The sequence below is a fragment of the Streptomyces sp. NBC_00285 genome (genome assembly GCF_036174265.1).
Lineage (GTDB): Bacteria > Actinomycetota > Actinomycetes > Streptomycetales > Streptomycetaceae > Streptomyces.
Window position 1 is genome coordinate 10,191,665 of the sequence record NZ_CP108055.1, and the last position, 25,876, is coordinate 10,217,540.

Here is a 25,876-nt window from a genome sequence, read left to right on the forward strand (position 1 = left end):
GTGGCATGGCCTATACCGCGGTGGAGCATGGGCAGGACAGCTCCTGACCATCCAGGCCGAAACGCGGTGCCGAACGTGGCCGGATGCGGCGTTCCAGCCATGCTGCCGTCGACGGGTCGGTAGCTTCCGCGCCATGAGCACACACCGAGCATCGCCTGCTCAGCCGTGGCCGGGCTGGTCGACCAGCAGGGCGGCTCAGGCCGCGTACGGCAAGCACCTGGTCCGCATCGGCGAACTGATCCCGGCACTGCTGTACATGCACGTCATGGATCGCCGCGACCTGGCGGCTGCGCACACTGCCCGCCACCAGGACTCCATCGACACCCACGTTGCTGGCCTGGCGCTGGAGTGCCGGGACGACCTGCTGGTGACCGCCGCCGTCCTGGACGCGATCGCCCTGTGCCACGGACACGGCAGCTACCTGCCGCGCCCCTATACCGACGAATCCCTCGACCGGGCGCCCTTGGGCGTGGAACTACGCACGGACGCCTCCGACCTCGCCGGCGAACTCGTTCGACACGATCACGAGCATGGGACCAGCACGACCGGGGACATCCCGCCAGCTCTGGACGAAGACTGTACTGAACCGTCCGGCGGTGATATCCGTGCACCTTCCCCGTCGGCGTCCGGCACACCGGACACGCCACCGCCACATCCCGCGTGCGAGCCGTGACCACCACCGCGTCACCACAGTCCACCACGTCCTCGACGACCAGCAACGACAACCCGGAAAACACCGTGCTTACAAGGGAGTTGACATCCATCACAAGATCATGATCAAGGACGGCTGCCCGGCGTCACCACCGACTACGGGCCAGAGCCGAAGACCGTACAGACCCGCGCCCAGCGGCCGAGATAGCGATCAGGGTGCGGTGTCGCTTTTTCCTCGCGGGCGTTCTGCTCGGCGAAAATCTCGCGATCGACGTACGGGTCGACGACGGCGAGGACCAGGCGCTGGAGTTCGTCGGGCTCGAGAGCTCCAACCTCCCACTTGCCCTGCCGACACTGCCTTACTGGCAGCATCTGGATCTACGTGCGAGGCGGAGGAGCCCACGAGGATGTCGAGCCGTCCGGTTCAAGGCCCGAGCGACGCAGTGAGTCTGCTTCAGCAACCCTGCCAGCATCCTGCATCCAGTTGATCAGTTGCAGCAGGGAGCGCCTGCTGCCTGCCACGATGTGCTGCCGCAGAGCTGCTTCGGCTTGAACTTGGCGCCCCGTTCGCCACCAGAAGCCCATCAGACCTGTGTGCGCGCCGAAGCGCTCGGCCAGCTGCTCATACCTCTGTTCCGCTCGATCCAGCACTCCGGCGCGTTCCAGAATCCAGGCTTCCTCCTGGAGTGCTGTCACGCCGCCGAGTTCACTGACGCGGCTGAGTTCCTCCCAGTGCTGCGCCTGCGCAGCCATCTCCTGCAGGCGGCCACAGACCTCGTCCACCAAGGTGCCAGCGGCCAGGGCGCGTTCGAGGAGTTGCCGCCGCTCTTCCACGTTGCTCGGTTCGTTGGCGTCGACCTGGTTCTCCATGCACCAGACAAGGCCAAGGCCCGTCTGGATGTCCTCAGTGGAGTAGGCGCGCAGAACCTGGTTCAGGAGGCTTGTTCGCCCAGGACTGCGGTCGCGGTAGTGACCTTCCAGGTCGTCCCACAGCTCGGCGTACCAGGCGTACCAGTCGTCGCCGATGTCCAGTTTGGCGCGGACGTCGGGACGGTCCTGTAGTTCCTCGACGGCGGCCTTCGCGTACAGCCCGATACGCGGGGGGCTGTTGAACCCCATGATGTGCTCAGTGAGGGGATCCATTTCCCTCTCGTCCTGAAGGAGAACCTCTTCAATGCCGTCCAGCACAGCGTCGATATCGTCGAGATCAGCGGAATTGGGCTCCGAGTGCGCGATGGTCGACGTTCCGATGGAAGCGGGAGCCGGCCTGGTCCAGTGCACCTCGTCGAGCAGGCGTTCCAGTGCACGGCCTGCATGCTGGGGCTGCAGTAGTCGGGCGCGGGCGAAGTACCGGTATGCCCAGCTGTACACGGCGCGGCTGTGCGCAGCGTGGCCGAGGAGCATCAGCTGGTCGCCGTCGGCCACGTTGTCGTGAAGGGCCTGCCAGACGCGCGTCGGAATGGGCGCTTGCTGGCGTTCACGGTGGTTGACGAGGTAGGGCGATACATCGAATCCCTCGACCTGGTAGACCGATGAGTCGTTGACGGGGTAGAGCGCCGCGACTTGCCCGCTGACTCTGCAGCTGGCGGCATCAAGAGCGTTGGACAACCACGTGTCTCCCGTTCTCGCGCGCTCGTGACGGTCCAGGTGGGCGAAGGCCGCATCAGCCAGGAGGGCGTTCGTCAAGGGCGCGGTGTGTCCCAGCCGTCGGCAGTCGGTGGCACCGAGGATGAGCGCGCGCGTCTCTGGGGCCAGACGGGTGAGTCGGCTGACCAGCTGAGGCCCGCCGGTGATCATCGGAATGATGCGGCCGGAGTCAGCCGCAGCCTCCAGAGCATCTCTCAGCTGCGGGTCTACCTTGGCCGCATGACGTGCGTCGGTCAGGTCGGGAAGCTGCTCCTCGACCTGGTGGATGACCTCGATCAGGCTCAGGGCCCGTTTGGCCCGCCCGTCGCGTTCGGGATCGTCGGTCAGCTCCTCGAATTGCCCCAGCGTCAGCGGATGGACGGTGAGGAGCACGACCACCGGCTCGCTACGTTTCAGAAGGTGCTGTAGCCGACGGACGACTTCGTGGAGTTCAGGCTCCTTGAAGTGCCGAGCGGCATCGTCCAGGAACACGACAGAGCCCACCGGGACTGGTCCGGCCAGCAAGTCCAGCAGTTCACCGGCGTCCTCAGGCCGGGCCAGCAGAGTGTCGGCGGGCAGCACCGCGGTGGCCGCGGCCCAGGCCGAGCGGGTCTTACCGACCGAAGACCATCCGCTCAGCGCGATACACCTGGGGGCGACCCCGTGACCGTGTAGCAGGTCCGCGCGCAGGCCCTGGTCGAAGGTGCGCGGCAGATACACCGGGCCGACGTCCTGGGCGGTGGAGGGGTACTGCGAGGCCACCGGAGCCTGCACCCCGAACGTCCTCGGCGTCCAGTCGGCAAGCCTGCGGAATTGGGCGGATAGAACTCGATCCACAGCCATGATGCGCTCATCCTGCGAGCTGGTGAGCATGAATGCGGCTTCGGGCTCCTGCGGGTCTTCGGCAAGGTCCACGAGGCCTTCACGCCGGAGTGCAGCCTGCTCGAACAGCGCGTCTTCCAACAGTGTGCGTGCGCGCTCCCAGGCTCTCAGGTCGAAGGCGCTGTCGGGCAGGCTTCGGCGGCGCTGCGCGTGGTCGCGACACCGCTGAACGTACAACTCGACGAAGGCCTCCGCGGGCGCCCGGGAGCCGACGCCCCGCTCCTTCGCCGAAATCGTCTTGACGCTGAAGTCTGCGGCCTCGGGGCTTGCCACCTGTCTCTGTGACAGGCCTGAACCGCGCCGCAGCGCCAGCAGTTTCAACCCGAACGCGATCAGCAGCTCGTTCTTGGTCTCTGCGACCACCGCGGCTCCTGTTCCAGAGCGAATCCAGAGGTGGATCTCTGGATAGGTGGTGACGTGCTGCTCTTCCCGGGCCGTCCAGAGCGACTGCCAGGATCTCACGCGCCTATCAAGGCAGGTCCGAGATTTGGAGCAGCTCGCCGACGTTCCGAGGGCCGGAGCACAGCGCGGGTGACTCGGGAGGTCCTGGTGCTCAGCGCACTCAAGTTTCTCGGCATCGCCGGGGTGTTGGCGATCTTCGTTCTGGATGCCGTGCTGGCCGGCGTCATCGTGGGCCTGGTCGAGTGGCACGACCACTACCGTGTCACCAGGGCGATCCTGCGCGGCTTGAAGGCTTTCGCCGCCGCGATCGGCCTGCAGATTGGCCTTGCCACGTTCATCGCACTGCTCGTGAAGATCCTTTTCCTCTAGCGAGGGGGAACCCGGAACGCCCTGGGGCGCGCATCAAGTGGATGCGCGCCCCAGGGCGTTTTCCGTGCGTGTGCGCCGCGACCCGCGCCAGCGCTTCCGAAGAAGGCCGCAGCCTACGGGGGTCCGGGCGCGCGCCCGCCGGTCAGGCGGGCTCGAGGAGGTCGACGACGGAGAGCCCGGTCTCGCCGTTGACGAGCTTGAGCGCGACTTCGGCGCGGGCCGCGAGGTCGAGCGGGTCGAGGTCTTCGGCGTACGCGGCGTGCACGATGCGGTCCAGGCCTGCGCCGACCAGCGGGGCGGCGGTGCGCAGGGATGCCTCCAGGGCCACGCCTTGAGGGGCGCCGCCGTGCAGGACGATGTTCCGCGTCCGGTAGAGCCTGCGCAGCGCGATCCGGAAGGCCCCGGCGACGTCTCCAAGCACCGGGCGGGGGTTCTGGACCAGGTCGGCCATCCGCTGGGCAGCGGGCCGGTCACTGTACTTGGTGGAGGCCCCGGTGAAGTCCAGAGCGGAGGCACCGCCCGAATGCAGTGCGTCGGCTGCCAGGCGGGCGCGCTCTTGGTTCGTGGTGCAGGCCGCGATGTTCCGGGCGAGATCGTTCCTCGTACGGGGTTTGTGGTGGTGCGCGAGGGCGGTGAGCTCGGCGCGGGGCCATGAGCAGGCGATGATGGCGGCCTTTCTTCTTGCCCGAACACCTTCGGTGAGACCCGGGCCCGCTGGTACCGTCGCTCGTATGGACCAGAACGGACGCCAGGTTCCGCCCTTCGCGGCAGAGGAATACGCGCGCGTCGAGGCGGCCGCCCACCTCGCCGGCAAATCCCCGGAGGACTTCGTCCGCGACGCGGCGCTCAAGGCTGCCGACGACCCGTTCCTCAAGGCCCTCGGTAGGACCCGCGACCGCGTTCCGCAGCTTGCCGAGGTCTTCGCCGCGCAGGACACCCAGGCCGCCGACACCAGCGCTGCCTGGCCTGACCCCGCTCCCATGGGCAGCCGCGACCTGCGCGAGAGCCAGCAGCACGGTCACGCCGCGTGACGCGGTTCCTCAGCACACAAGAGCTTCTGCAGATCGCACAGACCCTCCCGGGCGACCCGGCCTGTCTCGACCTGGGGGTGCTGGACGCCGTCTGCGCCCGGGTCCAGTCCCACTACATGGGCCGCGACGTGTACGCCAGCGACTGGCTCAAGGCCGCGGCCATGCTGGAAACGATCGCGTTGCACGAGCCGCTTGAGGCGAAGAATGAATTCTTCGCGTGGCTGGCCGCCGAGACCTTCCTCAACACCAATGGCCAGTACCTGAACTACGAGCCGGAGGAAGCCCTCGCGCTCGTCATGCGGGCGAAACACAAGGGCGCCCGGGTCCAAGAAGTCGCCGCACAACTGCGCGACTGGTCAACCGGCTGATACCCGCGGCCGCAGCCGGGTCTACCCCTTCTCGTCATCGTCAGGCACGGCGAACGTGATGGCTTGCTCGTTCTCCGCTTTCTGCGCGGCACTCAGGCGCTCGATCTTGTACTTCTCGTCCAGGACCTTGGCCTTCAGCCCCCAGGACAGAGCGCGGGCCCGCATTCCGTTGTCCCCGGTGACTACCGTGACCGGGGCCGGGGCGATGGCCTGCTGCAGATAGCAGGCGCGCGCGACGATCTCGTCGTCGTTGTTCGGCAGCCGTACGTGCCAGGGCTCGTCCCGCAGGACGTCGATGACGGTCTCCCCGTTGTTGACGACTGCCCGGCCATCCGTCTCGATCTGGGTGAGGACCTGTTCCAGGAGCACAAAGACGGCGCGCGCTCGCTTCCGGACGCTGGTGTCATGCGTGTCGTACGGCTTCTTGTCGATTTCGTCGATCACGACGTGCGGAATCACCACGGAGGTGTCGGCGCCGTAGATCCGCTGCCACGGGATCTTGTCGAAGCGCATATAGTGCAACAGGTGGTTGGTGTCCAGTACCACCGTCCGCACACGGTGGCGGCTGAAGCACTCTTGAATCCGCCGCAGTTCGTTGGCCAACTCCATGAAATAGGTGCGGAGTTCCTGTAGTTCGGTATGCATCAGGTTGGCGTGCCGGTCTGCACTGAACCGACGGTGCATGATCGCGTCGTAGCGGTCGCCCCGAAGGCGGCCTGCCACCGACCGGTCGGCGAACATCTCCAGCAGCTCGGTCCCGGCCTTAAGAACCCGTCTCTGAACCTCTACTGAGGTGCTTCTGCCTCATCGGATGGTTGGACGCACGGAGTTCGCTTGGTTCACTCGCCGGTGGTTTTGCGCTGCTCCAACTGGATGTTTCTGGGGTGTGCGCTAACTCAGGGATCCTGATCCAGAGCACGCTGAGGCGGACAGGTGTATCTCCCATGAAGAGGTGGATTCGTGCGTTCTCGCTCGAAGGCATGGCGTGTTCTGACCGTCCTGGGTCTGGCGGCTGCTGCGATGGGGCCGCTCACCGCAGCCCAGGGGGCCCAGTCGTCCTCGATCGAAAGTGGTGCGACGTACGAGATCCGGAGTCAGGCGTCCGGCAAGTGCCTCGATGTGAAGGACGCGAGCGAGGCGGACGGCGCGTCGATCGTCCAGTGGACCTGTAACGGAGGGACCAACCAGCGGTTCGTACTCTTCCAAGAGGCCAACGGGTACTGGTCATTCCAGACGTTCGCCCACAAGTTCCTCGCGGTGAAGGACATCGAGAACGCGATGGACGGCTCGCCGATCACCCAGATCCCCCAAAGCGGCACAACGGAAGCCAACTCGACCTTTGACATCGTGTGGGATGGCAGCGCCGCCGACGTCTACCGGATCGGGGTGCCGGCCAACGACGCCAACAGGTTCTTCGACGTGAAGGACGGCAGCCAGGCGGACGGCGCGCCGATTATCCAGTACGTGCACACCGAGGGGCCCAACCAACTGTTCAAGGTGGTCAAGGTCGCGTAGTCGCTTATCGGCATCGGACCTGCACCAGCGCCAGCCGAGACTCGTCTTGCCCATCCAAGTCCAAGTCGGGCGGGGCGGGCTCGTGACTTGCGCCGCTCCATGGCGCACAATTCGCGCCTCCTTCGCTACTTTGCGTGACGAGGTTCGTTATTGCTGTCGTTCGCCGTTCAGGATCTGTACTCAAGGAGCTGTCTGATGCTGCGCAAGGTCGTTGTCTGTGCTGTGGCGGTGCTGGGTTCAGCCGCCCTGAACGCGGTACCCGCGACCGCCATCGTCGGCGGGAGCCCCGCCACGCCGGAATCCGCTCCCTACCAGGTCAGCGTGCAGTTGGAAGGCTGGCACGGGAAGTCCCACGTGTGCGGCGGCTTCTTGCTCGGTGCGAACAAGGTGATCACCGCCGCCCACTGCGTCGACGGTGCCGCCCCCTCCAAACTGGAGGTGAAATGGGGCGGGCTGAACCGTGACAAGCTGCCGATGGCGAGCTCGGTCACCAAGATCAGCATTCACCCGCAGTACACCTCCGTCGGCCTGGCCAACGACGTCGCGGTTCTGACCCTCTTCAAGACGGCTACCGAGGCCGACGGCGTCAAGTTCGCACATCTGGCCACCAGCGACCCCGCAACCGGCGCGGATGTCACCGTCACGGGCTGGGGCCGCAACCAGCGCGACAGCACGAACGTGCCCCAGCAGCTCCAGGCTGCGCAACTGCCAGTTCTGAACCGGGACTCCTGCGCCGGCGTCTACACCGAGCCCGGCGCACCCTTCGACACCACAGGCAGGTTCTGCGCTGGCCCGGCAGGCGGCGAGCAGGCTGTCTGCAACGGCGACGCGGGCGGCCCCGCGGTCCTGAACGGCGTCGTCGTCGGCATCACCTCCGGCGGCGGCCCCGGATGCGCCAAGCCTTCCCTCTTCAGCAGCGTCGCGTACTTCAAGCCGTGGCTCGAGTCGCAGTGAGCCACCGTCAGACCCGTACGCGAGACGCCTCGGACCGGCTGTGCCAGTCCGAGGCGTCTCGCCGGCGCCCGCTGCAGGAGGCAGTACCGGGACTACTTCACGCACATAGCGAACGCGCGTGCTGTACTACCACTTCCACCAGCCGCACCGCTCCGACCCGAGCGTGCCCGAGTACGGGCTATGGATGAGCAAGGTCTACGACGCCTGGCTCGCCCGGCCCGAGTACCAGCACAGCATCCGGATGCTGGAGGACATCGTGGCCCTCAGCTCTGGAGTGCGCGGTTCGGTGGAGACTCTCGGCCTGGCCCCGCCGACGAGCGTCGTGATCGAGTCCGACGGCTCCATCGAGGCTGTGGACACCCTGCGGTCGGTCGAGGAGGGCGCCACCTGGCTCGGGCTCGACGTCCTCCGCCACTCCTTCGATGAAGCGCTGTCGCATCCGAAGCTGCTGCACCGACAGCACGGCAAGGAAGCGCTCGCCGAGCAGTGCCGCGCCTGCCCACTCGTGGACGTGTGCGGCGGTGGCTACCTTCCGCACCGCTTCAGCGAAGCCCAAGGCTACCGGAACCCGTCTGTCTACTGCGCGGACCTGGAGTACCTCATCCGACACGTCCAGGGCTCCCTACGGCAGCACGGCTGGAACGCGTATGCGCAGGCCGCCTCGCCGCCGTAGACGCGTGTGCCGTACCGCCAGGAGGGGATCACGCGCTGGAACGAACGAGTGCAGCAGTGACCGAAGCTACCGAGGAATGACAGGAGGCGCCGATGAGCGTGACGATCCGCCCTGCGGAGAAGCGGGACGTCCCGGCCATGGCCGAGCTGATCGAGGAGATCGAGCGGTTCTACGGTGCGACCGACACCGACATCCAGCCACTGGAGGAACGCCGAACCCAGGTCGAAGAGGCGCTGTTCGGCTCGCCGCCGCTGGCTTCCGCGTTGCTCGTCGAGGACGAGACCGGGGACATCGTCGGACTCGCCGCGTATTCCTTCCTCTGGCCGGCCGCCGGCTCCTCGCACTCCCTGTTCCTGAAGGAGCTCTACGTCCGCGACACCCTGCGTCGGCAGGGCACCGGTGCTCGCCTCATGGACGAACTCCGTGCCATCGCCGCAGGGCGCCCCGGGTGCAGCCGCGTGGAATGGATGACCGACAGTGACAATCCGGGAGCACGGGCCTTCTATAAGTCACTTGGGTTCGCCGAGTTCGATGGGAAGATCGTCTACCGGGTCGACTCCGGCACGGCGTGAGGGTGGTACGAGGTCAGTGGAAGTGGAGCGCTGCGACGAGTGCGGCGGCAAGATCGTCATCGGGCTCGGATGCGAGTGTCCGCCGGGCTCGTCGGCGTCGGCGTCGGCGACCCCACGTTCGGTGCGTACGTTCGTGAGGACGGAGTGGCGTACTCACCCGGAGGACACGATCCTGATCTCTCCTGCCCAGTGCGCGCACAGACCGGGATGGTGCGACCACGTGACCGAGGACGACGTACAGCCGCCGCGCTGGGGGTGGATCCCGAATCCTCCGCCCGGGCTCTGGGAGCGGTTGAGCAGTGCTTCTCCGGCGACCGCCACCGCGGGCAACCCCAGGCGGCGAGCCGTGCGACGGTGCACCACCTGTGAGGCGAACCTCGCGCCGAGTTGACCACCGTGCTGCAACATCGCTCTGTTCTCGCTTCGGTGGGCGCGGCCTCACCCGTCGACGGCCGCGCCCGCCCGCGTCAGGATCAGTAGCTGATGACGAGCCGCACGGAGGGCCGGTTGATCACGGCTCCGTCGGCGAGGTCGCTGTCCGGTGTGTCCGCGGGGTAGGCCGTGACGACGGGTTCGGCGGTCCGGGCCGCGCCCCAGGCGCGGATCTGCGCGCAGATCCGCTCGGCGAGACCGGCGCCGGCCGGGCCATAGCCGACGGCTCCCAGCCGGAACCGGGGTTCAGTCTCGGGGTCTTCGGCGGTCCGCTCCAGGGTGAGGTACGCGATGGAGTCCCCCTCGACGAGGGCGGGGCTCAGGGCAGGTGAGGCGGGCCGGTGGAGACCGGCCTCCATTGCTGCGGGCTTCACGGTGATGCGGCAGGTCACTCGCTCCGTGGCGCTCAGCCGTAGCCAGACGCCGTCGAACGACTCGACGGGGCCGACCATCACATCGGTCCAAGCGACCGACTTCGGTCGGGTGAGCGCGTCGCGAAGGAGTTCCGGGGCGATGGACTGGTCCTCGTCCCAGTAGAGCCTGACGAGCCGGTCGTCGTCGATGTAATCGTTCCGCTCCCCGTCCTGGCCGATCACCGGGAGGAAGCCGCACATCTTGACGGAGTCGGACCGCATCAGCCCCTCCTCGCGTTGGAAGGCCACGGCCCTGGAGAGCCCGCGCCACCGCAGCGGGACCACGAGGCGTCCGCCGACGACGAGCTGGTCCCACCAGGCGCCGGGGAGATCCCACATGCCGACCGTGGCGATCATTCGGTCGTACGGGCTGAACTCAGGGGCGCCGAGGGCGCCGTCCCTCGTGACCACGCGAACGTCTTCGTATCCGTTCGCGTCCAGAGCCCGGCGGGCGTAGACGGTCACGTCGGGGGCGACGTCGCACGTGGTGACCTGTCCAGACTTCCCTGTGAGGTGCTTGAGCAGGGCGGCGTTGTAGCCGGTGCCCGCCCCGATCTCGAAGACGTTGTCGCCTTCGCGGACGGCGAGCTGGACCAGCATGAAGTGCACGACATCGGGCTGGGAGGCGCAGCTCAGCGGGAGTGCGTCCTCGTCGGGGTTCTCCTTGATCGTCACGCTCTTGTTGGCGTACGCCTCCTCGATGGGCGCGTCGGGGAGGAAGGCGTGGCGGGGTACGGTCCGCATGGCGGTCTCGACGCGTGCGTCGTGGAGGCCGGAGAGGTCCTCTTTCAGGATGGCGTCGACCAGGCGGTTGCGCAGGTCCTCGGGGGAGGCGCCAGTGGTGGTGTTCATCGCGTCCTTTCGGAAGGTGCCCGGCTGTGCGTACGGCAGGGGTAGATCGTTCTCATTTGTTCTGGTGTGCGGATGCGGTTCGCGGCGTCACCCTGTCAGGAGCAGGCAGCGGTCCCAGGGGGCGGTGATCGCCGTGTTGACGGGGTCGGTGAGACGGACCAAATGGATGCCTGCCGTGCCGTCCATCAGGCCGGCGCCGTCCGGCAGTCCGTGGTGGTCCAGGTGCTTGTTGAGCCGGACGTTGAGGCGGCGTAGGTGCGACGCGAGTTCGTCGTCGAGGGCGTCGGCGGCGGCACGGGAGACGGTCTGTATGAGCCCCGCCCAGCCGTGGCAGAGGGAGGCGTCGGTGAGCTGGGCGAGCTGCTGGTCGTCGGCCAGACATCCGGCCAGGGCCTGCTCGGCTTGCCGTTGCCGGTCACGGTCGCCGAGGGCGAGGCCGGCGAGTTGTTGGGCGCGGACGATGCCGGGGGTGCCGTAGCACCAGGACGGGCGTCTCGGTCCTGGACGCTGGAGTTCGCCGCGTCGGTGTTCGGCTCGGGTGATCAGGTCCGGCCACCAGGCGTGCGAGTCGGTGCCGTTGCGCCACCGGTCGAGCCAGTCGCAGATCCGGGTGATGGCTTGCGTCTGTCCGGGCACCCAGTGGTGGTGTCGCAGGGCCGTGGCCAGCAATGCCAGCGGTCCGGTGATGCCGTGGGCGAGGCCGAAGTTGCCGTGTCCGCCGGGCCATCGCGGCGTCGGTCGCAGATCGGGGCTGTCTCCCGTCCACCAGCCGGGCAGATGTTGCGCCTCGGTGGTGATCGGTTCCGTCAGCCGCGCCAGGTAGGCGAGGACGTCCCGCAGCTCCGTCTTGTGGCCGCGGTGCAGGTGGTACACGCCCAGCCCGGTCAGGCCGCTGATGAGGTCGAACTCGCCCAGGGTGGGCAACGCGCCGCGATCGATGCGGGCGTGTGCCCGCTGGAGTCGATGGCGTGTGACGTCGGCGAGGTGTGTGTCCAGGGTCGCCAGGGCGCGCGTGGCGGTGTTCGTGTGCGTGAAGCTGAGGACGTACGCGACGGCCGGGGCGCCCTCGTACAGACCGCATGCTTCGGCGGCGGCCTGGATAGGGCCCTTGAGCATGGCGGCGGCCCACGGCCGGAGCGCGTCCCGGTCCTCTTCGCCGGTGTGGGCCCTGACGGCGTGCAGCAGGGCGACTCCCGCCGCGCCGGAGTACAGCGACTGCCCCCAGCCGGGCCCGGTGGGTGTGGGCGGCGCGTCGTAGTTCATCAGCGGCTCTCCCCCGGCCAGGCGGCCCATGCGACGGCGGACTGACGGGCAAGGCGGCGGCAAAGCCTCTCGTCCTCCCGGTCCAGACCCCGCAGGCGGTTGTGGTGCATGTGCAGCAAGGATTCCAGGACGGAGTCGAGGTCCATGCTCTCGGCGAGGCCCTCGCGATACAGCGCCAGGGCCACGGCGCGACGGTGCCACGCTTGGGCGACCTCTTCGCCCCAGCACCGGGCATGAGGCGTAGCGCGGCGAACGAGTTCGATGGCCTGGTCGCTGACGCCTCGCTCGACGCGAGCCGGAGGCGCGGGCCGGTTCGCCAGCCACCTCATGCCCTCGTCGGGGCCGAGCAAGCCGCAGGCAATGTCCACCATGCCAACCGCGGCCAGCGCCCGTCCGTCGACACCGCCGCCCTGCAAGGCGGCGAGGGCGTAGGCCGAGTCGGCCGTGAACACCGCCTCGGCACAGCGCAGGGCGGCGCCTGGGCCGTAACGGCCGATCTCGGGGGTGTACGTGTCGAACACCAGCCTGCTGATGAGCCCTTCGCGGCGCAGGCCGGCGGCCCATCCGGCGACGAGCTCGGTGCAGGCGGCGTGCTGTCCGGGGCTGCCGGTGCGGATGCGCAAGCGGAGGTGGTCGAGGTCGTGCGGGGTGCGGTAGCGGATGAACCACCACTCGGGTGTACCTGGGAGTTGGAGCACGAGCCGCGCGAGGTGCGTGCCGATCAGCTCCTCGAACTGTTCTGGGTGGCTGTAGATCTTGGCGTTCAGCCAGGGTGCCTGCACCGCCCCTGGTACGGGTCCGAGGGTGCTGTTGGTGAGCACGGGGAGGAAGCCGGAGAGCGGGTCGGGTATCGGTCGGCGGGTGCTGGTCATCGGCAGGGCGATCTCGTGGACGTGGCCGCCGATCCAGCCGTAGGTCTCCTCGGCCGGCGCCTCCGTCAGCACGGCATGGCCTTCCCGGTCCAGGTGGGCACGCAGGACGGTGGCGTGTGCGGGCACGTCGAGTTGGAGCCGACGTGTCCGGTCGTCCTCCCGCAGCTCGACGGCACCGTGGCAGTGCCACCGCTTCCGCCACCGGCCGAGGCGATCGGTCCACTCCCGCATGTCCGCGGCGCGGCTTGGAAGGTCGTCGGCGGTCAGGTTCCAGCGACTGGGAGAGAGGATCACGCGCCCGTAGCGGACGCGAGGCAGGAACGGCAGCCGTGCGCCGTGCGGCCCCCAGTCGAAGCCGGTCCAGGCAGGCCCGAAGGAGCGGGTCAGGTGGGCCAGGAACCTGGCCAGGGGCGGGGGTTGCTTGTCCAGGGCCATGGCGTGGAAGACCTGCGGGTCCACCAAGCGGCGGCGGGAGATGCTGACCAGGTACAGCCGGGTGTGCGTGGCCGTGACCGCGAGGTCGTCGACGTCGATGAGCGTCGTAGAGGTGTCGTCGGGGCTGCGGTGTTCGCCCAACGGGATCACGTGTGGGAGATAAGCGGGGATGCGGGCGACGTTCTCCGTGTGCGGGTACAGCGGCGGGAAGGACAGCTGCGCGGTCAGCGCGTTCTCGACGCCCGTGGGAACTTGGCGGTAGACCTCGTCGAGTCCCGTGCCGGTGGCGACCGGAGTGAACCGGGAGGTGAGTGTGCCCGCGGCACGGGCCGGTGTCACCGTGAGCGTGAAGTCCCCGTCCTCCAGGGCGGACAGGCTGTCGGCGTGCAGGCGCGCGCACATCTCCACGTGGGGCGGTACCTCCTGCCCGGTCGGCGCATCGCCGGCCAGGCGGTCAATCAGGTCGTCGGTGAGGACGATCTCTCTGCTGCCGTCGGCCAGTGCCTGCCAGGCCAGAGCCAGCAGCGCCTCGTCACGCTCGGAGACTGTCGGGGGCGGTGCGGTCATGCGGCTGCCGGGGTACTCGGCTGGATAGCCGAGCCCGGACGCCGGGTCGACGACCTCCTTCACCGGAACGAGCGTGCCGGTGCCATACCGCTCCCAGAACGCGACCTGGTACTCCTTCCACACGCCCTGGCCCGCCGGTCGGCGCGTGAGCCGCAGTAGAGCATCGGCAGCCCTTTCCATCTCCTGCGCGACGCTCTCGGGGATCCGTACCTCGGCGTCCAGCCTCAGGTCGACGGCCAAGGGGCTTCGGCCCGCGTCGGAGAGCCCACGCAGTCGACCCGTGAGTTCCTCCCGAGCCGGGCCTTGCGCGCTCGCCGGGCGCCGGTTGTGCTCGTGTACGGCGCATTGCACAGCTTCCAGTTCGTGCAGAACCTGCGCGACCTGCGGCACCGCGCCCGCGTCTGCGCCGTGCAGCCGCTGGATCAGGTGGGACAGCGGATCGGTGTTGGTCATCGGCGCGCGCAAGCTGGTGATCAGGAATTTCTCGCGCACCAGCGCGCCGAGCAGTGTGCGGATGTTCTGCGGCTCGGTTCGGGGGAAGGAGGCGGCCAACTGCTCGGCGAGGGCGGCGAATCGGACCGGCCCGCCCGCGAGGCGCTCGATCACGCGTACCGCACTGGTGCGCCGGACGGTGGCCCCCATCTGTCCGCCGTGCGGGACATGCAGCCGTCCGCCGCGGCGCGCCGCCAGGTTGTTCAGGACGACATCCAGGCGCTCCAGCAGGATCGGGCACGCCTCCAGGCGGACGATGACGTCGTCCAGCCACTCGGTGTCCACCCGCGCCACGGCCTGGTGTGCGTCTCCCCACCTCACGTGCGGCGTCGAACCCACGCTGGCCGCGGTGACTCCCGCGAAGAGGCCGAACGGCGTCGGTCGCCCGCCGGCGCGCAACAAGTATCGGACGGTGGCCATGGCGGCGCGCCGGACCTGCTTGGAGCGTGTCGGCTGCCCGGCGCAGATCGCGTCGACCCGCGTGGCGAGATCGCCGCTCGCCTGCCGGACGGCGTCGGCGAACCGCGCATCGGCCCAGACCTGCCTCAGCCACCTGCCGCACGCCTCTGTGTCGGACGGGTCAGGCCACCATGTCGGCAGACGCGTCAGCGGCATCTCGGCGGCCCGGAGCAGTGCCGCGCCTGTGTGCTGGTAGAGCTTTCCGTCGCTTCCCATCCCCATGCCTCCGCCGTCAGTGCTGTGAACGAGCGGGGCCGGGGGCGGCAGCGCCCCCGACCCCGTGCACGGGCCGTCGTCAGACGGCGCTGGCGCAGGACGAGGCGCAGGAGGCCGCGCACCCGTCGCCGGTGCCGCACGCCTTGGGGAGCAGGTCGGCGCCGATCTCCGTGACGATGGTCAGGTCGATGTCGAACGGGTCGGCGGGCGCCTCGGGGGCGGCCGTCGCAGCGGACGCCCCGGTGGTGGCCGTTGTGATCGGGGTGAGCATGGTTGCGGTCATCGCACTTCCTCTCTGTCGGAAGGTTCCGAACGGTTCGTCGCGCCGCCCGGCCTGCGTATGGATTGCCGCAGGGCCGGGTTTCTGCGTTCGCACCTTGGGTGCGGCCCCTCTCCGGTTGACCGGATTCCGTGGAAGACATGGATTCGGAGCATCCGGAGAGGGGGGCGAGGACACGGGCCGGGGCTACCGGAACTGGCCCGCGTAGAGCGTGGTCAACGTTGTGCCGGTCACCAGGACGGGCAGGAACAGCACCTGGAAGGTGCCGAAGCCGAACCGACCGACGTACGTCGCCGGATGCCGCAGCACCCATCCGGCCTGGCCGAGCAGCTGCAGGAGCGACCGTTGCCGCATCCGGGCCATCACGCCGCCGACCTCCGTGCGACCGTGGCGCCTGCGGCATCGACGACCGCCCACGGTGTCGTGATCAGCGCTCCGGTCCGAGCCTGCGAGGCAGCGAGGTTCGACTTGTCCTCCTCCAGATGCCCCAGCATCACGAGTAGAGGGGTGGCGATCCCGGCCGCCTTCCCCTGCTCGACCGCGGCCAAAGCGTTGTGCCAGCCCTCGCACAGGGCGCGGCTCTCGAACGGTGCCGCCCGGTCGACGTACGTCTCGACCGCCTCCCAGCCGGCATCGGCCACGTACCGCCGTGCGCTGGCCACGCTGTGGTCGCCGGCCTCACTGAGTGACGCGGGCAGACAGGCGTACAACACCAGGCGCGTGCCCGGGGGCACCTCGTGTGGTGCGGTCTGCCTCGCACTGCCGCTCATTCCGCGTTACCTCCAGCCAGGTGAGCCGAGACGCCAAGGGTCCGGCGCCTCGACGAAGAGCCTCGTCGGGGGCAGTCGACGGCGGTACGCCGTGAGCACGCCGTTCGTCCGCCGTCCGGCGGCGCGCGAGGAGGCGGAGGCGCGGCGTACCGCCGCGGCTCAGGCGTAGCGAGGCTGATCGGTCCAGTGCCAAGCGGAAACGAGAAGCGGCGATGGACGCGGTGGACGAAGAGCGCCTCTGCAGGCGGACGCCAGTACGGCGTCATTGGGTGAAGCTGGCCGATTGCACCGAGCCTTCGGGCCTCGCGCGCAGACACGTACGAGAGCTCCTCGAGGGCCATGCCGCGCCGGAGCGGGTCGACGACGCCGTTCTGATCGCCTCGGAGCTCGTGGGCAACGCGCTCAGGCACACAGCCGGCGGACCGGACTGCATGTGCGTGGAGGTCTACCGGGACATGGCGGTACTACGAGTCCATGACGCGGGACGGGACGTCTCCAGGGTCCGGGCACGCTCCGCGGCGGAGTCAGTGGATGAGTTGAAGGGCAGCGGTCTCGGACTGCTGCTCGTCGCGGAGTTGGCCTCCGCGTGGTCCGTCCGGCCAACCGCGATCGGCAAGGAAGTAGTCGTAATTCTCGCCCTGGACGCCAGCGGGCTACCCGAGCGCGACGTTCCTCCGCACATCCCAGCGGTACGTCCGCCCCTCACGGCGGAGCTCCACCAACTGGACGGCGGACACGGAGAGTTCGACAGCCGGTAGAGCGCGAAGCCCTGAGACCGTCTCCACAACGGGCGCGGCGGGGCGCCGACGGTTGTTGTACGCGAGGCTCAGATGCGGCCGGAAAGCGGACGTCGGCTTCTTCGGGGCCAGACCGACACTGCTCCCCGCCTTGGCCAGCGCGTGATGCAGCCGGAGCAGAGGTTCCCAGGGGCCGAGGGACAGCCGGACGGCGCCACGGGAGCCGGCCAGCGGCATGGCGCGTACGAAGAAAGCGGAGGGCAGCAGCGCCTCGGCGTCCCGCGCCAAGCTGTCCAGCTGGCCGGGGGTGACGACGCCCGGCGTTCCGACTCGGGCGAGGGTGATGTGCAATCCGTCCGTCGGCACCGGGTCGAGGCCGAGGGGCGCCAGCTCCTCCTGGCAGTGCCCGGCGAGAGCAGCGAGCCGCTGATCATCCGGAAAGGTCAGCATCCAGTAGTACGCACGGCTGCCGTCCGACCAGCCGGGGCGTGCCCAGTGGTCGGTCATCTCATCGAGTGCGCTGAACGCCGCCCAGTCGTGGGCCGCGGTGACCGCCGGATCGTGCGTGTCGGCGGGAGGCTCGGCGGGGAACGCGGCGGGATCGGCACTGAGCAGGGGCACCCGACGTACTCCTTCGGCTTCACACTGCCCCGGAGCACGACGACATCGACAGCGCCTAAGACGCGGATGACGCCATGGCCAGGGCCGCTGGCTGCGAGCTCCAGGTCCGGAACTCATCGCCATAATCGCGTACCGCCGAGTGATCACGCCACGGCCCGGCCTGCTCATGCAGGTCACGGGAGCGTTGGTAGACGGAGCTGATCGGTGTGTCTCCGCACAGCCGCAGGGCCTCACGGCCCAGCGCCATCGCGTGCTCGATGTCGGGCGTGCGCTGCTGCAGCAATGCGGTGGCCACGTCGAGGCGTACGAGCGAACGGCTCCAGGAGGAGGTCGAGTGCTCCACCAGATCGTCGATCTGCTCGGCGTCGCGCAGTACCTGGGCCGTGTTGCGCAGCGCCACGTGTGACGTGACGGCGTTGGCCAGCGTCCGGGCCCGTCCGTACGGCTCGAAGGAGATGCAGGAGGTCAGCCCAACGGGTACCCCATGGAGGTCGGAGAGGCGGAGTGCCTGTCCAATGGCCTGATCGACGGCACGCCGGTCGTCGGACTTGGCGAGGGACCGGGCCCGGCCGTTGGCGAGCAGGCGGATGCACTGGGCGTGGTGCGGGGCTCGCTCGACGGCCGCGGCCGCGCAGGCGTCCGCCTCGTCGTACCGGCCGGCGTAGTAGAGGCCGAAGGAGAGGGTTCCGCACGCCCAGAGGTCGGTGTCCAGGTCGCCGATCTCACGGCTGAGATCCCGGGCCTCGGTGCAGTACGCCACCGAGAGCACGAAGTCTCCCGTGTTCACCGCCATGTAGCCGAGCAGGCCGGAGGCGCGGGCAGCGACGCGGAAGAGCTCCCGGCGTGCGCGTGGGGGCTGGCGGCCGTCAAGGAGGGTGTGGGCGAGCTGCCGTACCTGGCGGGCCTGGGGACGGAGGACGTACGGCCCGTCCTGTTCGTACCGGCTGGCGATGCCCTCCAACGAGGCGTCAAGGAAGGCGAGCGTCGCGTCGTCGGCGTTGCTGGCCGTGAGCTGCCGGGTCCGGGTGACGATGTCCAGCGGGTTCTCGTCGCCCTCACGTGGCGAAGACGCCCTCGTCGCCTGCCGACCCGTGCTCGACTCCTCGTCGCGGTCGTGCACGGAGTCGCCGTCGTACGCCGTGGAGAACAGCTCGGACACAGGTCTGCCCAGCATGTGCTCCAGCACCCGGCAGGCGTCAGGACGGGGCAGAGTCAACAACTCCCCGCCGTACCAGCGGTCGAACTGACGTGGAGAGACCTGGAGAGACCCCAGGCGGGGGTCTCGGTCGAGCTCCGCCAGCCGGGCGGCGGCCCGCTCGTACTGGGCGGCGAAAGCCTCGTGCGTCGTCAGGTGCCGTTGCTGGAGCAGCTGCCGAAGCAGCGTTGTCCGTGGCATGGCCCACCCTCCTGGTGCGGCGTGCGGAACCGACGCGGAGGCGCTTGCCGGTAGCGAGGTCGTGGCCATGCTCGCCCATCGGTCGGCTGCGACGCACGCCCGTACGAACGCGCGCCGCGACTCCTGACAGCATGCCGAGGCAACCACCAACTAGGCAATATGTCTGGAGAAGTTGACCCGTATGGGTTGTAGAGGTGTCGCAGGTACGGAGAGACTTCCGACATGGCCTTGAAGAGAAGCCTGGTCCCGCAGTCGGTGTACCGGCGACAGCTCGCGGCACGGATGAAGGAACTGCGTGACGCGACCGGGCTCACCCTCACCGAGGTCGCCGACCAACTGGAGGTCAACCAGGGGTCGCTGAGCCGGATCGAGAACGGCGAACGCGGTACGACGCCGGTCCTCGTCCGGGCACTGCTGGACCTGTACGGCGTCAAAGACGAGGACCGCCGCGCCGACGTGCTCGACCTCGTACGGGCAGACAAGGAGCAGCAGAAGCCCTGGTGGCGGAAGTACTCGACAGTGCTCACCCCGACCCGCTACGACGGATACCTCGCGCTGGAGGCCGGCGCGACACACCTCGCCAGCTACCAGCCGATGCTCGTGCCGGGGCTGCTCCAAACCGAGGATTACGCGCGTGCCGTGATCTCCCAGATGAGGAAGGACCTGTCCCCGCCGCAGGTCGAGTCCCTGGTCAGGGTCCGCATGGAGCGGCAGAACAGCCGCCTGGGCGGTGAGACCCCAGCCAGACTCTGGGCGATCCTGGACGAAGCCGTGCTGCGCAGGACGGTCGGCTCCGTGGACGTGATGCGCGACCAGATGCGGAAGCTCGCGGAGACGAGTGAGCGGCCGAACGTCACCGTGCAGCTCCTGCCGTTCTCGCTCGGCGCGCATCCGGGGCTGTACGGCCCGTTCGTCATCCTGAGGTTCCCGCACCCGACACCGGACCTGGTGTGGCTGGAGAACCCCAAGAACTCCGTGTATCTGGATTCCACCGAGGACGTGGACAACTACACGGAAATCTTCGATCAGTTGAGAGACAGCGCCCTCGACCCGTCGGAGACTCGCACCCACATCGCACGCATCAGCAAGGAGCTCGAAGAGTGAGCACGCCCAGCACGACTGCCCCGCACGACGTCGATCTCGCGCACGCGCGGTGGCGGAAGAGCTCGTATAGCGGGGGTGCGAACGACTGCGTGGAAGTCGCGGAACTGGGCGAACACGCCGCAGTGCGCGACTCCAAGGACATCAGCCGCCGGGCGTTGCTCTTCTCGAAGGCGGCGATGCGGGCTCTGGTCAGCGGGATCGCGCGCGAGCCAATCGGTGAGGGCTGGGGCGGCATTGGACGTGCCAACGAAGTGAGCATGAGAAGGCCCCGCTGGGGACGTCCCAGCGGGGCGATGGTCGGTGGGGTGTCGCTGTGGTCGGCAAGGTGGCGGTGGGGTTCAGTGGGTGAGGGCGTCTGGGAGTTCGTCGAGGGAGTGGATGACGCGGATACTGCCGTTGGTGGCGTTGCCGGAGTTGATGTTCGCCCGGTCGAGCCAGTAGGCGTGCAGCCCCGCGTCGTGGGCCCCCACGGCGTCGAGCGTGTACTTGTCTCCGACGTAGGCCACTTCGTGTGGTGGGAGGCGGAGCGCCGTGCAGCCCGCGAGGAAGATGCTCGGTGCAGGTTTGGCGGCGCCGTGCTGGTCGGAGCAGATGAGCGCGTTGTCGAAGTAGGGCAGCAGGCCGATGGCGTGGAGCTTGTCGCGCTGGTGGTCGCCGGATGAGTTGGAGACGATGCCGAGGCGGTAGTCCGGTGCGAGTTTCCTGAGGACAGGCTCGGCATCGGGAAATGCCGCCCAGGCTGCGTTGCGGTGAGCCTCGTAGCTGGCGAACCAGGCAGCCGCTTCGTGGTCCGGCATGCCCGAGGTGTCCTGCCCGAGGTGGGAGAGGAATTGACGGGTGCGTTCGAGCCGCTGTTCGGTGAAAGTGAGCTCGCCGTTGAGGAAGCGTGCGTACTGCACTTCCATGATCTTCCGCCAGAAGGCGAGTGCCGTGGCGGGGTCGGGGAACTGATCGAGCGGCCGTTGCTCCCGCAGGTGGGCGAGCACGCCAACTTCTTCCGAGGTCGAGTAGTCGAACAGAGTGTCGTCCACGTCGAAAAGTACACCTTGGATCGGCATGAGATCGCCCCTTCTGGCCCTGGTAGAAACCGCTTCCGGCATGGGTGAGCCTCCCACGAGTGCGGTGGGGAGTCGGTCGCCGACCACCTCGCTCACGGACGCGCGGGCGGCGGTCTCGTCGGCCAGGTTCTTCCCGGTCGCGAAGGCGGTGACGAGGGCCTGCAGGGAGAGGTTGTTGACCGCCCGCGGGTAGCGGCGCGAGGTGGTGTGGATCAGTGTGAGGGCGTCCTCGGTGAACAGTTGGTCCGGGCGCCCGGCGACCTTCAGGTGGTGGGCGACGTAGCTGGGCGTCTCTGCCGAGGTCATGCCGGGCATGGTGTAACGCAGCGCGGTCCGCTGCTCCAGGGCGGCGAGGACGGCGAGTTTCATGGTGCGTCTGAGTGTCGGTTGGCCGACCAGCAGGCAGGACAGCGGGGAGTCCTGGTCCATGCCCTGGTTGGTCAGCATCCGCATGGTTCTCACGTGGAAGGACGAAGACGAGTACGCGCACGTACGACGGCTCGGCATCGTCACCGACACCGAGCACCGGGCCGTGGACGCCGCCTGCACTCAGGTCCTCGCGATGATCCAAGAGCCCTCCGGCCCCTTCGTGGACCTCGCCGCGTGGGCCGGCTGGCGATGGGATCCGACCTGGCCCCTGCCCCGCCTGCCACAGCCCCTCCCGGCTACGCCCAGCGCGTGATTGGAGGCGGCTGTCCCACTCGGGGGAGAGGGCACCGGGCAACGCCCTCATGACCTGTACCCGTAGCCTCCTTAGCCACCCGTACCCACAGGAAGGACTGCAGGCGTTGGCGTTCTGTCCGGTCACCCCCCCCGCCTGGCAACCGGTGACTCCTACGGCACGGTGCGGGTCTGCGATTTCACCACCTCTCAGCGAGTCCATGAGCTGGACAGGCCGGCCCATATCGACCACGGGGTCACTGAGCTGGCGTGCACCGCCGACGGAGGCCTCCTTGCGGCAAGCTCGGGCGTCAAGGGATCAAGCTGTGGGCTATGGCCTGACGGTGCATTGCACCCTCCGAACGCTGCAGTCAGGCGTATCGATCACCGCCGCTGGGTCCAGCGGCTCGCACCGCTCCGGCGCCCGGCCCGTTCGATCCGCCGCCGGTCGGACCGGCGCGGGCTGCGCATGTGGTCCATCCGCCTGGTGCTGCCTCTGACGTTCGCCGCTGCGGTTTTGGTGGCGGCCGCGGTGTTCTACTCCGTATGGGACCTGCTGGGTGCCCGGGAACTCAAGCCCGAGCGCCGCATCGACTCCACGACGCTCTTCGACCTGGTGAAGTTGGCCTTCGGCGTGGTCGCCGAGGCCGGCGCCCTGGTCGCCCTGGTGGTGGCCTACCGGCGCCAACGCATCGACGAGGACGGCGCCCTGCGCGAGGCCACCCGCCTGCACACCGAACGCTTCACCGCCGCCGTCTCCCAGCTCGGTGACGACTCCGCGGCCGTCCGCCTCGGCGGCGTGCACGCCCTGGCTGGCCTTGCCGACGACGCCCCCACCCGCGAGCTGCGCCAGACCTGCATCGACGTGCTGTGCGCTTACCTCCGCCTGCCCTACACCGCCGAGACTGGCTGTGACGTCGTTCATCGGCCCCGGCATGTTGGCTTCGAGCGGCCCCAGTTGATGAAGGTTGTGTAGCTTCCCGACGTCCTGAAGTGGCCCCGGGAATTGGCTTGCGCCGGGACCAGCCGCAGCGCGGTCAGCTCCGCGTGGTGGAGAACGGCATGGCGTCGGCCCATTCCCAGAAGGCGCCGGCCTCGTCAACTTCCCGTTGCAGCAGGGCGGACAACGGGCTCATGTCGGTGCCGGGAGGGACGTCGATGGCGACGAAGTGCTCCCCGTGCCATTCGCTGAGCAGCCTGGATTCCTTGATCGAGTTCTTGATGAGGCTGATGCTGCGGTCAAGTCGTGCAGCGTCCGTGCTCGGCCTGAGCAGTGTGCGCAGGACGCGGTGTCCGCTCGCCTGGGCAACTTCGACCACGCGAGCTTCTGGTGACAGACGGACCCGGTCTCCAAGAGCGAGGCCGTAGGTCATGAAGGGGATGCAGGCCACCTTGTATGTGCCGTGCTCTTCGGGCTGGAGCCACAGCTGTTCGATCTGTCCGTCGAGGTCGAAGGGGGTCAGATCGGCCTGGGCGATGTAGTTGCTCTCGGCTCGACCGACCGGGTCCTCGTGCACGATGTACTGCAACTCCGCCCCCTCCGCCTGCTCATCTCAGCGAAGATCGTCCCATGGCGTCGGCTGGCGAAGCTGATCGGGTGCGCTACTACTGCCTGCCCTTCTGTTCCGCCCTGGTTTTGGAGCGAGCCAGGCGGTAGGACTCGGTGCCGGTCTCGATCAGGGTGGCGTTGAAGGTGAGCCGGTCCACGATCGCCGCGCAGAGCCGTGGATCGGTGAAGGTCCTGCTCCAGCCGGTGAACGCCTCGTTGGAGGCGATCGCGATACTGCTCTTCTCCTCACGCTCCGTGAGAACCTGGAAGAGCATTTCCGCGCCGCGGCGGTCGAGTTCGAGATAGCCGAGCTCATCGATTTCGAGCAGGTCGACGCGCCCGTAGCGGGCGATCGTCTTGCCCAGTTGCTTGTCGTCTGCCGCCTCGACCAGCTCGTTCACCAAGGCTGCCGCAGTGGTGTAGCGGACGCGGTAGCCGGCCATCGCTGCTGCGGTGCCCAGCCCGATCAGCAGGTGCGACTTGCCGGTGCCCGAGTCTCCGATGAGACACAGGGGGTAGCCCTTGGCGATCCACTCGCAGGTGGCGAGATTGTGGATCACTGCCGGATCGACGTTGGGATTGACGCGGTAGTCGAACTCCCGCAGCGACTTCTCGCGGGGAAAGTGAGCTGCCCGGATGCGTCGCTCGGCCCGGCGGCGGTCCCGGTCCTCGCACTCGGCCATCAGCAGCTCGGCGAGGAACCCTGCATAGGACAGGCCCTCGCGTTCGGCCCGGGCGATCGTGTCGGTGGCCTGGGCTCGCATGGTGGGCAGGCGCAGCAGCCGGCAGGCGGTGTCGATCGCCGCGTCGGATGCCTGTGCGGTCAGCGCGTGGTGGGCGGTGGTCATGAGGAGTCCTTCCGGCGAAGCTGCAACAGCTCGTCCCACTGCTCCAGGCGGGGCAGAGGACGCTGATCGGAGGGCAGAGCACGCGCGAGACGTCGCGACGTCAGCGGTGTGACCGGGACTGGGTCCAGATCCAACGGCTCCGGGGCAAGGGAGCTGGCGGTGACGGTCGGTGCCCGCCCGGCCGCCTGGGCCGCCTTGCGGGCCTCCAGGGCGATGACGTCCTCGTTGAAGGTGCCTGCCGCGAGGGCCGCGCGGATCCCGGTCACCACGTCGGCGTGCTGCTGGTGGCGGTGCAGCAACAGCACTTTGACGAGGGCTTTCGTTCCTTCGATGTCTCCGAGGGCCTTCTTGGCCGTGGCCCAGAACGCTTCGTGGACGGCCGTGAACGTGCCCCCGGCGCGGGCCTGGTGGAGTGCCTCGGAGCGTTCCAGTGCTCCCGGCTTGGTCAGCAGAGCTTCCAAGTAGTGGTCCAGCACGAGGTGTTCGGCACCGCGGCCGGTCAGCCGCCGGTGGCGGGCGATCTCCCGCCGGCCGTCATAGACGGTCAGGTCGTCGCAGGTGAGCGTGACGGTGACCTTGCGGTCGATGAAGCGGACCGGGACCGAGTACCGGCACATCTTCACGGTGATCATGCCGTAGCGGTCGACGCGGGGCGTGAGGGTGATGCCGGTGGCGAACGGATCGTCCGGCAAGGGCAGCAGATGGCCGGCCTCGCGGGCGAAGTCCTGCGCGATCGTCCGCATCCTCGCCCCGATCCGCCGCTCGTCCTCCTTCGCCTCGAACTCGGCCAGCCGGGTGTTGAGTTCATCCACGCTGTCCACCTGCGGCACCGGGGTGAGGTAGTTGCGGCGGAAATAGCCGACCTGGCCCTCGACCCCGCCTTTCTCGTGGGCGCCGCGCAGGCCCGGCTCGCAGTAGAACGGGGTGAACCCGTAGTACTTCTTCGACAGAGCCCGGATCGACAACTGCCGCTGCCAGCTGTCCCGCCGGATCCGGTCGAACAACTCCTGCTTGGACAAAGACATCCGCAGCACCGCCCCTGTCGGAAACCACAGGAACCGTCTCACCGCAAGAGCCAAGGTGGGGCCACTTCGCCCCGTCACCACCCCTCAATGCACCCGTGCGACCCGCCAACTGGGGCCGCTCGAAGCCAACATGCCGGGGCCGATGAACGACGTCACAGCCAGCCGAGACCGACCTGCCCCAGGGGGACGCGGCAGCCCGGCACGCCTACCTGTCCCTGCGGGAGGTCCGGCGCACCGTCATCCGCCTCGTCCGCGACCACCTCCGGCTGGCCTCCGAGCACGCGCACTCCTGGCAGGGCCACGACTTCGACTTCACCGACGTCACGTTCGACGGAGCAGACCTCTCCGATGCCCGGTTCTCCGGCGGCACGGTCAGCTTCGCCGGGGAGGAGTTCTCCGGCGGCACAGTCTCCTTCAGCGGGGCGGAGTTTTCCGGCAGCGCGGTCGACTTCTGGGCGAGGTTCTCCGGCGGCACGGTCTCCTTCAGCGGGGCGAGGTTCTCCGACGGGACGGTCGGCTTCGACTCGGCGACGTTCTGCGGTAGCGCCGTCGACTTCACTCATGCCCTTGGCTCGGCACCATCTGGCCTGGTGCCGCCGAACGAGTCGTCTTTGCCGACCGGCCTTAGCCTGCCCTCAACCTGGCATCCGGCCGGCTCCTGATGAGGCCGACGGATCGTCGGCCCTGGGCTCCGGAAACGTGAGCGGTGGCCGGTGCAGGCCGGGAAGGAGACGCGGATCGGATTGAGAGGCAGTCGACCTGGTCACCACCCGGGGCGAAATAG

28 protein-coding genes and 3 pseudogenes are annotated in these 25,876 nt (G+C 68.5%); 14 read left to right on the plus strand and 17 right to left on the minus strand.

Annotation, left to right across the window (positions count from 1 at the left end):
- The first annotated feature begins 133 nt into the window (after nt 1-133).
- Nucleotides 134-673 (plus strand): hypothetical protein, encoded by a 540-nt coding sequence (locus OHT57_RS46630; protein ID WP_328753035.1) that lies wholly within the window; start codon nt 134-136, stop codon nt 671-673.
- On the opposite strand, the pseudogene OHT57_RS47670 reads toward OHT57_RS46630, so the two are convergent.
- The 3 genes and pseudogenes from OHT57_RS47670 to OHT57_RS46640 form a co-directional block, all read right to left on the minus strand.
- Nucleotides 591-764: pseudogene (locus OHT57_RS47670) on the minus strand (ISL3 family transposase); the annotation flags it as partial. The gene OHT57_RS46630 and the pseudogene OHT57_RS47670 overlap by 83 nt on opposite strands.
- A gap of 43 nt (nt 765-807) precedes the next feature.
- Nucleotides 808-1,023 carry a hypothetical protein gene (locus OHT57_RS46635; protein ID WP_328753036.1) on the minus strand — a complete coding sequence of 72 codons (216 nt, stop codon included), beginning with the start codon at nt 1,021-1,023 and terminating at the stop codon, nt 808-810.
- A 6-nt stretch (nt 1,024-1,029) separates the two neighbouring features.
- Nucleotides 1,030-3,522: a hypothetical protein gene (locus OHT57_RS46640; RefSeq protein ID WP_328753037.1), complete on the minus strand. Its 2,493-nt coding sequence runs from the start codon at nt 3,520-3,522 to the stop codon at nt 1,030-1,032.
- 186 nt (nt 3,523-3,708) lie between these two features.
- On the opposite strand from OHT57_RS46640, the gene OHT57_RS46645 reads away from it, so the two are divergent.
- Entirely contained in the window at nt 3,709-3,930 is a 222-nt protein-coding gene (locus OHT57_RS46645; protein ID WP_328753038.1) for a hypothetical protein, read from the plus strand.
- Between the two features lie 142 nt (nt 3,931-4,072).
- On the opposite strand, the gene OHT57_RS46650 is transcribed toward OHT57_RS46645, so the two are convergent.
- Nucleotides 4,073-4,381 carry an integrase, catalytic region gene (locus OHT57_RS46650; protein ID WP_328753039.1) on the minus strand — a complete coding sequence of 103 codons (309 nt, stop codon included), beginning with the start codon at nt 4,379-4,381 and terminating at the stop codon, nt 4,073-4,075.
- 280 nt (nt 4,382-4,661) lie between these two features.
- Between OHT57_RS46650 and OHT57_RS46655 the strand changes: the two genes are divergently transcribed.
- Nucleotides 4,662-4,961, plus strand: a complete 300-nt coding sequence (locus OHT57_RS46655; RefSeq protein WP_328753040.1) for a hypothetical protein — start codon at nt 4,662-4,664, stop codon at nt 4,959-4,961.
- Nucleotides 4,958-5,329: a fic family toxin-antitoxin system, toxin component gene (locus OHT57_RS46660; RefSeq protein ID WP_328753041.1), complete on the plus strand. Its 372-nt coding sequence runs from the start codon at nt 4,958-4,960 to the stop codon at nt 5,327-5,329. Before OHT57_RS46655 ends, OHT57_RS46660 begins: the two co-directional genes overlap by 4 nt.
- Before the next feature lie 21 nt (nt 5,330-5,350).
- Here the strand turns inward: OHT57_RS46660 and OHT57_RS46665 are convergent, their stop codons facing one another.
- Nucleotides 5,351-6,070, minus strand: a complete 720-nt coding sequence (locus tag OHT57_RS46665) for a PIN domain-containing protein (RefSeq protein WP_328753042.1) — start codon at nt 6,068-6,070, stop codon at nt 5,351-5,353.
- Between the two features lie 219 nt (nt 6,071-6,289).
- Between OHT57_RS46665 and OHT57_RS46670 the strand changes: the two genes are divergently transcribed.
- From OHT57_RS46670 to haaN, 4 genes are all read left to right on the plus strand, one after another.
- On the plus strand, nt 6,290-6,844 hold the full coding sequence (locus OHT57_RS46670) for an RICIN domain-containing protein (protein ID WP_328753043.1): 555 nt from the start codon (nt 6,290-6,292) through the stop codon (nt 6,842-6,844).
- Nucleotides 6,845-7,039: 195 nt separating this feature from the next.
- Nucleotides 7,040-7,798 (plus strand): serine protease, encoded by a 759-nt coding sequence (locus OHT57_RS46675; protein WP_328753045.1) that lies wholly within the window; start codon nt 7,040-7,042, stop codon nt 7,796-7,798.
- Between the two features lie 118 nt (nt 7,799-7,916).
- Entirely contained in the window at nt 7,917-8,471 is a 555-nt protein-coding gene (locus OHT57_RS46680) for a hypothetical protein (RefSeq protein ID WP_328753046.1), read from the plus strand.
- Between the two features lie 92 nt (nt 8,472-8,563).
- On the plus strand, nt 8,564-9,043 hold the full coding sequence (gene haaN / locus OHT57_RS46685) for a cyclophane-containing RiPP N-acetyltransferase HaaN (protein ID WP_153179035.1): 480 nt from the start codon (nt 8,564-8,566) through the stop codon (nt 9,041-9,043).
- Nucleotides 9,044-9,516: 473 nt separating this feature from the next.
- Here the strand turns inward: haaN and fxlM are convergent, their stop codons facing one another.
- The 6 genes from fxlM to OHT57_RS46715 form a co-directional block, all read right to left on the minus strand.
- Nucleotides 9,517-10,740, minus strand: a complete 1,224-nt coding sequence (fxlM, locus tag OHT57_RS46690) for a methyltransferase, FxLD system (protein ID WP_328753047.1) — start codon at nt 10,738-10,740, stop codon at nt 9,517-9,519.
- An 87-nt stretch (nt 10,741-10,827) separates the two neighbouring features.
- Nucleotides 10,828-12,003, minus strand: coding sequence for a lanthionine synthetase C family protein (locus OHT57_RS46695; RefSeq protein ID WP_328753048.1), 1,176 nt, complete (start codon nt 12,001-12,003; stop codon nt 10,828-10,830).
- Nucleotides 12,003-15,044: a lantibiotic dehydratase gene (locus tag OHT57_RS46700; RefSeq protein ID WP_328753049.1), complete on the minus strand. Its 3,042-nt coding sequence runs from the start codon at nt 15,042-15,044 to the stop codon at nt 12,003-12,005. The genes OHT57_RS46695 and OHT57_RS46700 overlap by 1 nt, the downstream gene beginning before the upstream one ends.
- A gap of 79 nt (nt 15,045-15,123) precedes the next feature.
- A complete protein-coding gene (gene fxlA, locus OHT57_RS46705; RefSeq protein WP_328753050.1) occupies nt 15,124-15,327 on the minus strand; it encodes an FxLD family lanthipeptide in 204 nt (67 codons plus the stop codon).
- A gap of 183 nt (nt 15,328-15,510) precedes the next feature.
- Nucleotides 15,511-15,678 carry a hypothetical protein gene (locus tag OHT57_RS46710; protein WP_328753051.1) on the minus strand — a complete coding sequence of 56 codons (168 nt, stop codon included), beginning with the start codon at nt 15,676-15,678 and terminating at the stop codon, nt 15,511-15,513.
- A gap of 8 nt (nt 15,679-15,686) precedes the next feature.
- Nucleotides 15,687-16,094: a hypothetical protein gene (locus tag OHT57_RS46715; protein ID WP_328753052.1), complete on the minus strand. Its 408-nt coding sequence runs from the start codon at nt 16,092-16,094 to the stop codon at nt 15,687-15,689.
- A 212-nt stretch (nt 16,095-16,306) separates the two neighbouring features.
- Between OHT57_RS46715 and OHT57_RS46720 the strand changes: the two genes are divergently transcribed.
- On the plus strand, nt 16,307-16,852 hold the full coding sequence (locus OHT57_RS46720; RefSeq protein ID WP_328753053.1) for an ATP-binding protein: 546 nt from the start codon (nt 16,307-16,309) through the stop codon (nt 16,850-16,852).
- On the opposite strand, the gene OHT57_RS46725 is transcribed toward OHT57_RS46720, so the two are convergent.
- Complete coding sequence (locus OHT57_RS46725) at nt 16,748-17,452, minus strand: 2'-5' RNA ligase family protein (RefSeq protein ID WP_328753054.1); 705 nt, start codon at nt 17,450-17,452, stop codon at nt 16,748-16,750. The two genes, OHT57_RS46720 and OHT57_RS46725, sit on opposite strands and share 105 nt — an antisense overlap.
- A gap of 55 nt (nt 17,453-17,507) precedes the next feature.
- Nucleotides 17,508-18,848: a hypothetical protein gene (locus tag OHT57_RS46730; RefSeq protein ID WP_328753055.1), complete on the minus strand. Its 1,341-nt coding sequence runs from the start codon at nt 18,846-18,848 to the stop codon at nt 17,508-17,510.
- A gap of 222 nt (nt 18,849-19,070) precedes the next feature.
- Between OHT57_RS46730 and OHT57_RS46735 the strand changes: the two genes are divergently transcribed.
- Both OHT57_RS46735 and OHT57_RS47675 read left to right on the plus strand, forming a co-directional pair.
- Nucleotides 19,071-19,952 (plus strand): helix-turn-helix domain-containing protein, encoded by an 882-nt coding sequence (locus tag OHT57_RS46735; RefSeq protein ID WP_328753056.1) that lies wholly within the window; start codon nt 19,071-19,073, stop codon nt 19,950-19,952.
- 89 nt (nt 19,953-20,041) lie between these two features.
- Nucleotides 20,042-20,092, plus strand: a pseudogene (locus tag OHT57_RS47675) (hypothetical protein); the annotation flags it as partial.
- A 198-nt stretch (nt 20,093-20,290) separates the two neighbouring features.
- On the opposite strand, the gene OHT57_RS46745 reads toward OHT57_RS47675, so the two are convergent.
- The gene (locus tag OHT57_RS46745) at nt 20,291-21,457 is read right to left on the minus strand and encodes an HAD-IA family hydrolase (RefSeq protein ID WP_328753057.1); all 1,167 of its coding nucleotides are present in this window, start codon (nt 21,455-21,457) and stop codon (nt 20,291-20,293) included.
- On the opposite strand from OHT57_RS46745, the gene OHT57_RS46750 reads away from it, so the two are divergent.
- On the plus strand, nt 21,438-21,692 hold the full coding sequence (locus tag OHT57_RS46750; protein WP_328753058.1) for a hypothetical protein: 255 nt from the start codon (nt 21,438-21,440) through the stop codon (nt 21,690-21,692). The genes OHT57_RS46745 and OHT57_RS46750 overlap by 20 nt on opposite strands.
- Nucleotides 21,693-22,139: 447 nt before the next feature.
- Nucleotides 22,140-22,574 (plus strand): annotated as a pseudogene (locus tag OHT57_RS46755) (pentapeptide repeat-containing protein); the annotation flags it as partial.
- 133 nt (nt 22,575-22,707) lie between these two features.
- Here the strand turns inward: OHT57_RS46755 and OHT57_RS46760 are convergent.
- The 3 genes from OHT57_RS46760 to OHT57_RS46770 form a co-directional block, all read right to left on the minus strand.
- Nucleotides 22,708-23,199 (minus strand): DUF4265 domain-containing protein, encoded by a 492-nt coding sequence (locus tag OHT57_RS46760; RefSeq protein WP_328753059.1) that lies wholly within the window; start codon nt 23,197-23,199, stop codon nt 22,708-22,710.
- A gap of 76 nt (nt 23,200-23,275) precedes the next feature.
- Entirely contained in the window at nt 23,276-24,067 is a 792-nt protein-coding gene (gene istB / locus OHT57_RS46765; protein ID WP_328753060.1) for an IS21-like element helper ATPase IstB, read from the minus strand.
- Nucleotides 24,064-25,092 (minus strand): Mu transposase domain-containing protein, encoded by a 1,029-nt coding sequence (locus OHT57_RS46770; protein ID WP_328753061.1) that lies wholly within the window; start codon nt 25,090-25,092, stop codon nt 24,064-24,066. Before OHT57_RS46770 ends, istB begins: the two co-directional genes overlap by 4 nt.
- 266 nt (nt 25,093-25,358) lie before the next feature.
- Here OHT57_RS46770 and OHT57_RS46775 point away from each other — a divergent pair, with 266 nt between their 5' ends.
- Nucleotides 25,359-25,754 (plus strand): pentapeptide repeat-containing protein, encoded by a 396-nt coding sequence (locus OHT57_RS46775; protein ID WP_328753530.1) that lies wholly within the window; start codon nt 25,359-25,361, stop codon nt 25,752-25,754.
- Nucleotides 25,755-25,876: the final 122 nt, after the last annotated feature.

Bases quoted from the DNA above. Each gene is read 5' to 3' on its own strand.
- OHT57_RS46750 (WP_328753058.1), top strand. From the start codon at position 21,438: ATGCCCTGGTTGGTCAGCATCCGCATGGTTCTCACGTGGAAGGACGAA.
- OHT57_RS46770 (WP_328753061.1), bottom strand. From the start codon at position 25,092: ATGTCTTTGTCCAAGCAGGAGTTGTTCGACCGGATCCGGCGGGACAGC.
- fxlA (WP_328753050.1), bottom strand. From the start codon at position 15,327: ATGACCGCAACCATGCTCACCCCGATCACAACGGCCACCACCGGGGCG.
- OHT57_RS46730 (WP_328753055.1), bottom strand. From the start codon at position 18,848: ATGCCACGGACAACGCTGCTTCGGCAGCTGCTCCAGCAACGGCACCTG.
- OHT57_RS46715 (WP_328753052.1), bottom strand. From the start codon at position 16,094: ATGAGCGGCAGTGCGAGGCAGACCGCACCACACGAGGTGCCCCCGGGC.
- fxlM (WP_328753047.1), bottom strand. From the start codon at position 10,740: ATGAACACCACCACTGGCGCCTCCCCCGAGGACCTGCGCAACCGCCTG.
- OHT57_RS46700 (WP_328753049.1), bottom strand. From the start codon at position 15,044: ATGGGAAGCGACGGAAAGCTCTACCAGCACACAGGCGCGGCACTGCTC.
- istB (WP_328753060.1), bottom strand. From the start codon at position 24,067: ATGACCACCGCCCACCACGCGCTGACCGCACAGGCATCCGACGCGGCG.
- OHT57_RS46735 (WP_328753056.1), top strand. From the start codon at position 19,071: ATGGCCTTGAAGAGAAGCCTGGTCCCGCAGTCGGTGTACCGGCGACAG.
- haaN (WP_153179035.1), top strand. From the start codon at position 8,564: ATGAGCGTGACGATCCGCCCTGCGGAGAAGCGGGACGTCCCGGCCATG.
- OHT57_RS46675 (WP_328753045.1), top strand. From the start codon at position 7,040: ATGCTGCGCAAGGTCGTTGTCTGTGCTGTGGCGGTGCTGGGTTCAGCC.
- OHT57_RS46720 (WP_328753053.1), top strand. From the start codon at position 16,307: ATGGACGCGGTGGACGAAGAGCGCCTCTGCAGGCGGACGCCAGTACGG.
- OHT57_RS46695 (WP_328753048.1), bottom strand. From the start codon at position 12,003: ATGAACTACGACGCGCCGCCCACACCCACCGGGCCCGGCTGGGGGCAG.
- OHT57_RS46650 (WP_328753039.1), bottom strand. From the start codon at position 4,381: ATGGCCGACCTGGTCCAGAACCCCCGCCCGGTGCTTGGAGACGTCGCC.
- OHT57_RS46655 (WP_328753040.1), top strand. From the start codon at position 4,662: ATGGACCAGAACGGACGCCAGGTTCCGCCCTTCGCGGCAGAGGAATAC.
- OHT57_RS46635 (WP_328753036.1), bottom strand. From the start codon at position 1,023: ATGCTGCCAGTAAGGCAGTGTCGGCAGGGCAAGTGGGAGGTTGGAGCT.
- OHT57_RS46710 (WP_328753051.1), bottom strand. From the start codon at position 15,678: ATGCGGCAACGGTCGCTCCTGCAGCTGCTCGGCCAGGCCGGATGGGTG.
- OHT57_RS46745 (WP_328753057.1), bottom strand. From the start codon at position 21,457: ATGCTGACCAACCAGGGCATGGACCAGGACTCCCCGCTGTCCTGCCTG.
- OHT57_RS46665 (WP_328753042.1), bottom strand. From the start codon at position 6,070: ATGTTCGCCGACCGGTCGGTGGCAGGCCGCCTTCGGGGCGACCGCTAC.
- OHT57_RS46630 (WP_328753035.1), top strand. From the start codon at position 134: ATGAGCACACACCGAGCATCGCCTGCTCAGCCGTGGCCGGGCTGGTCG.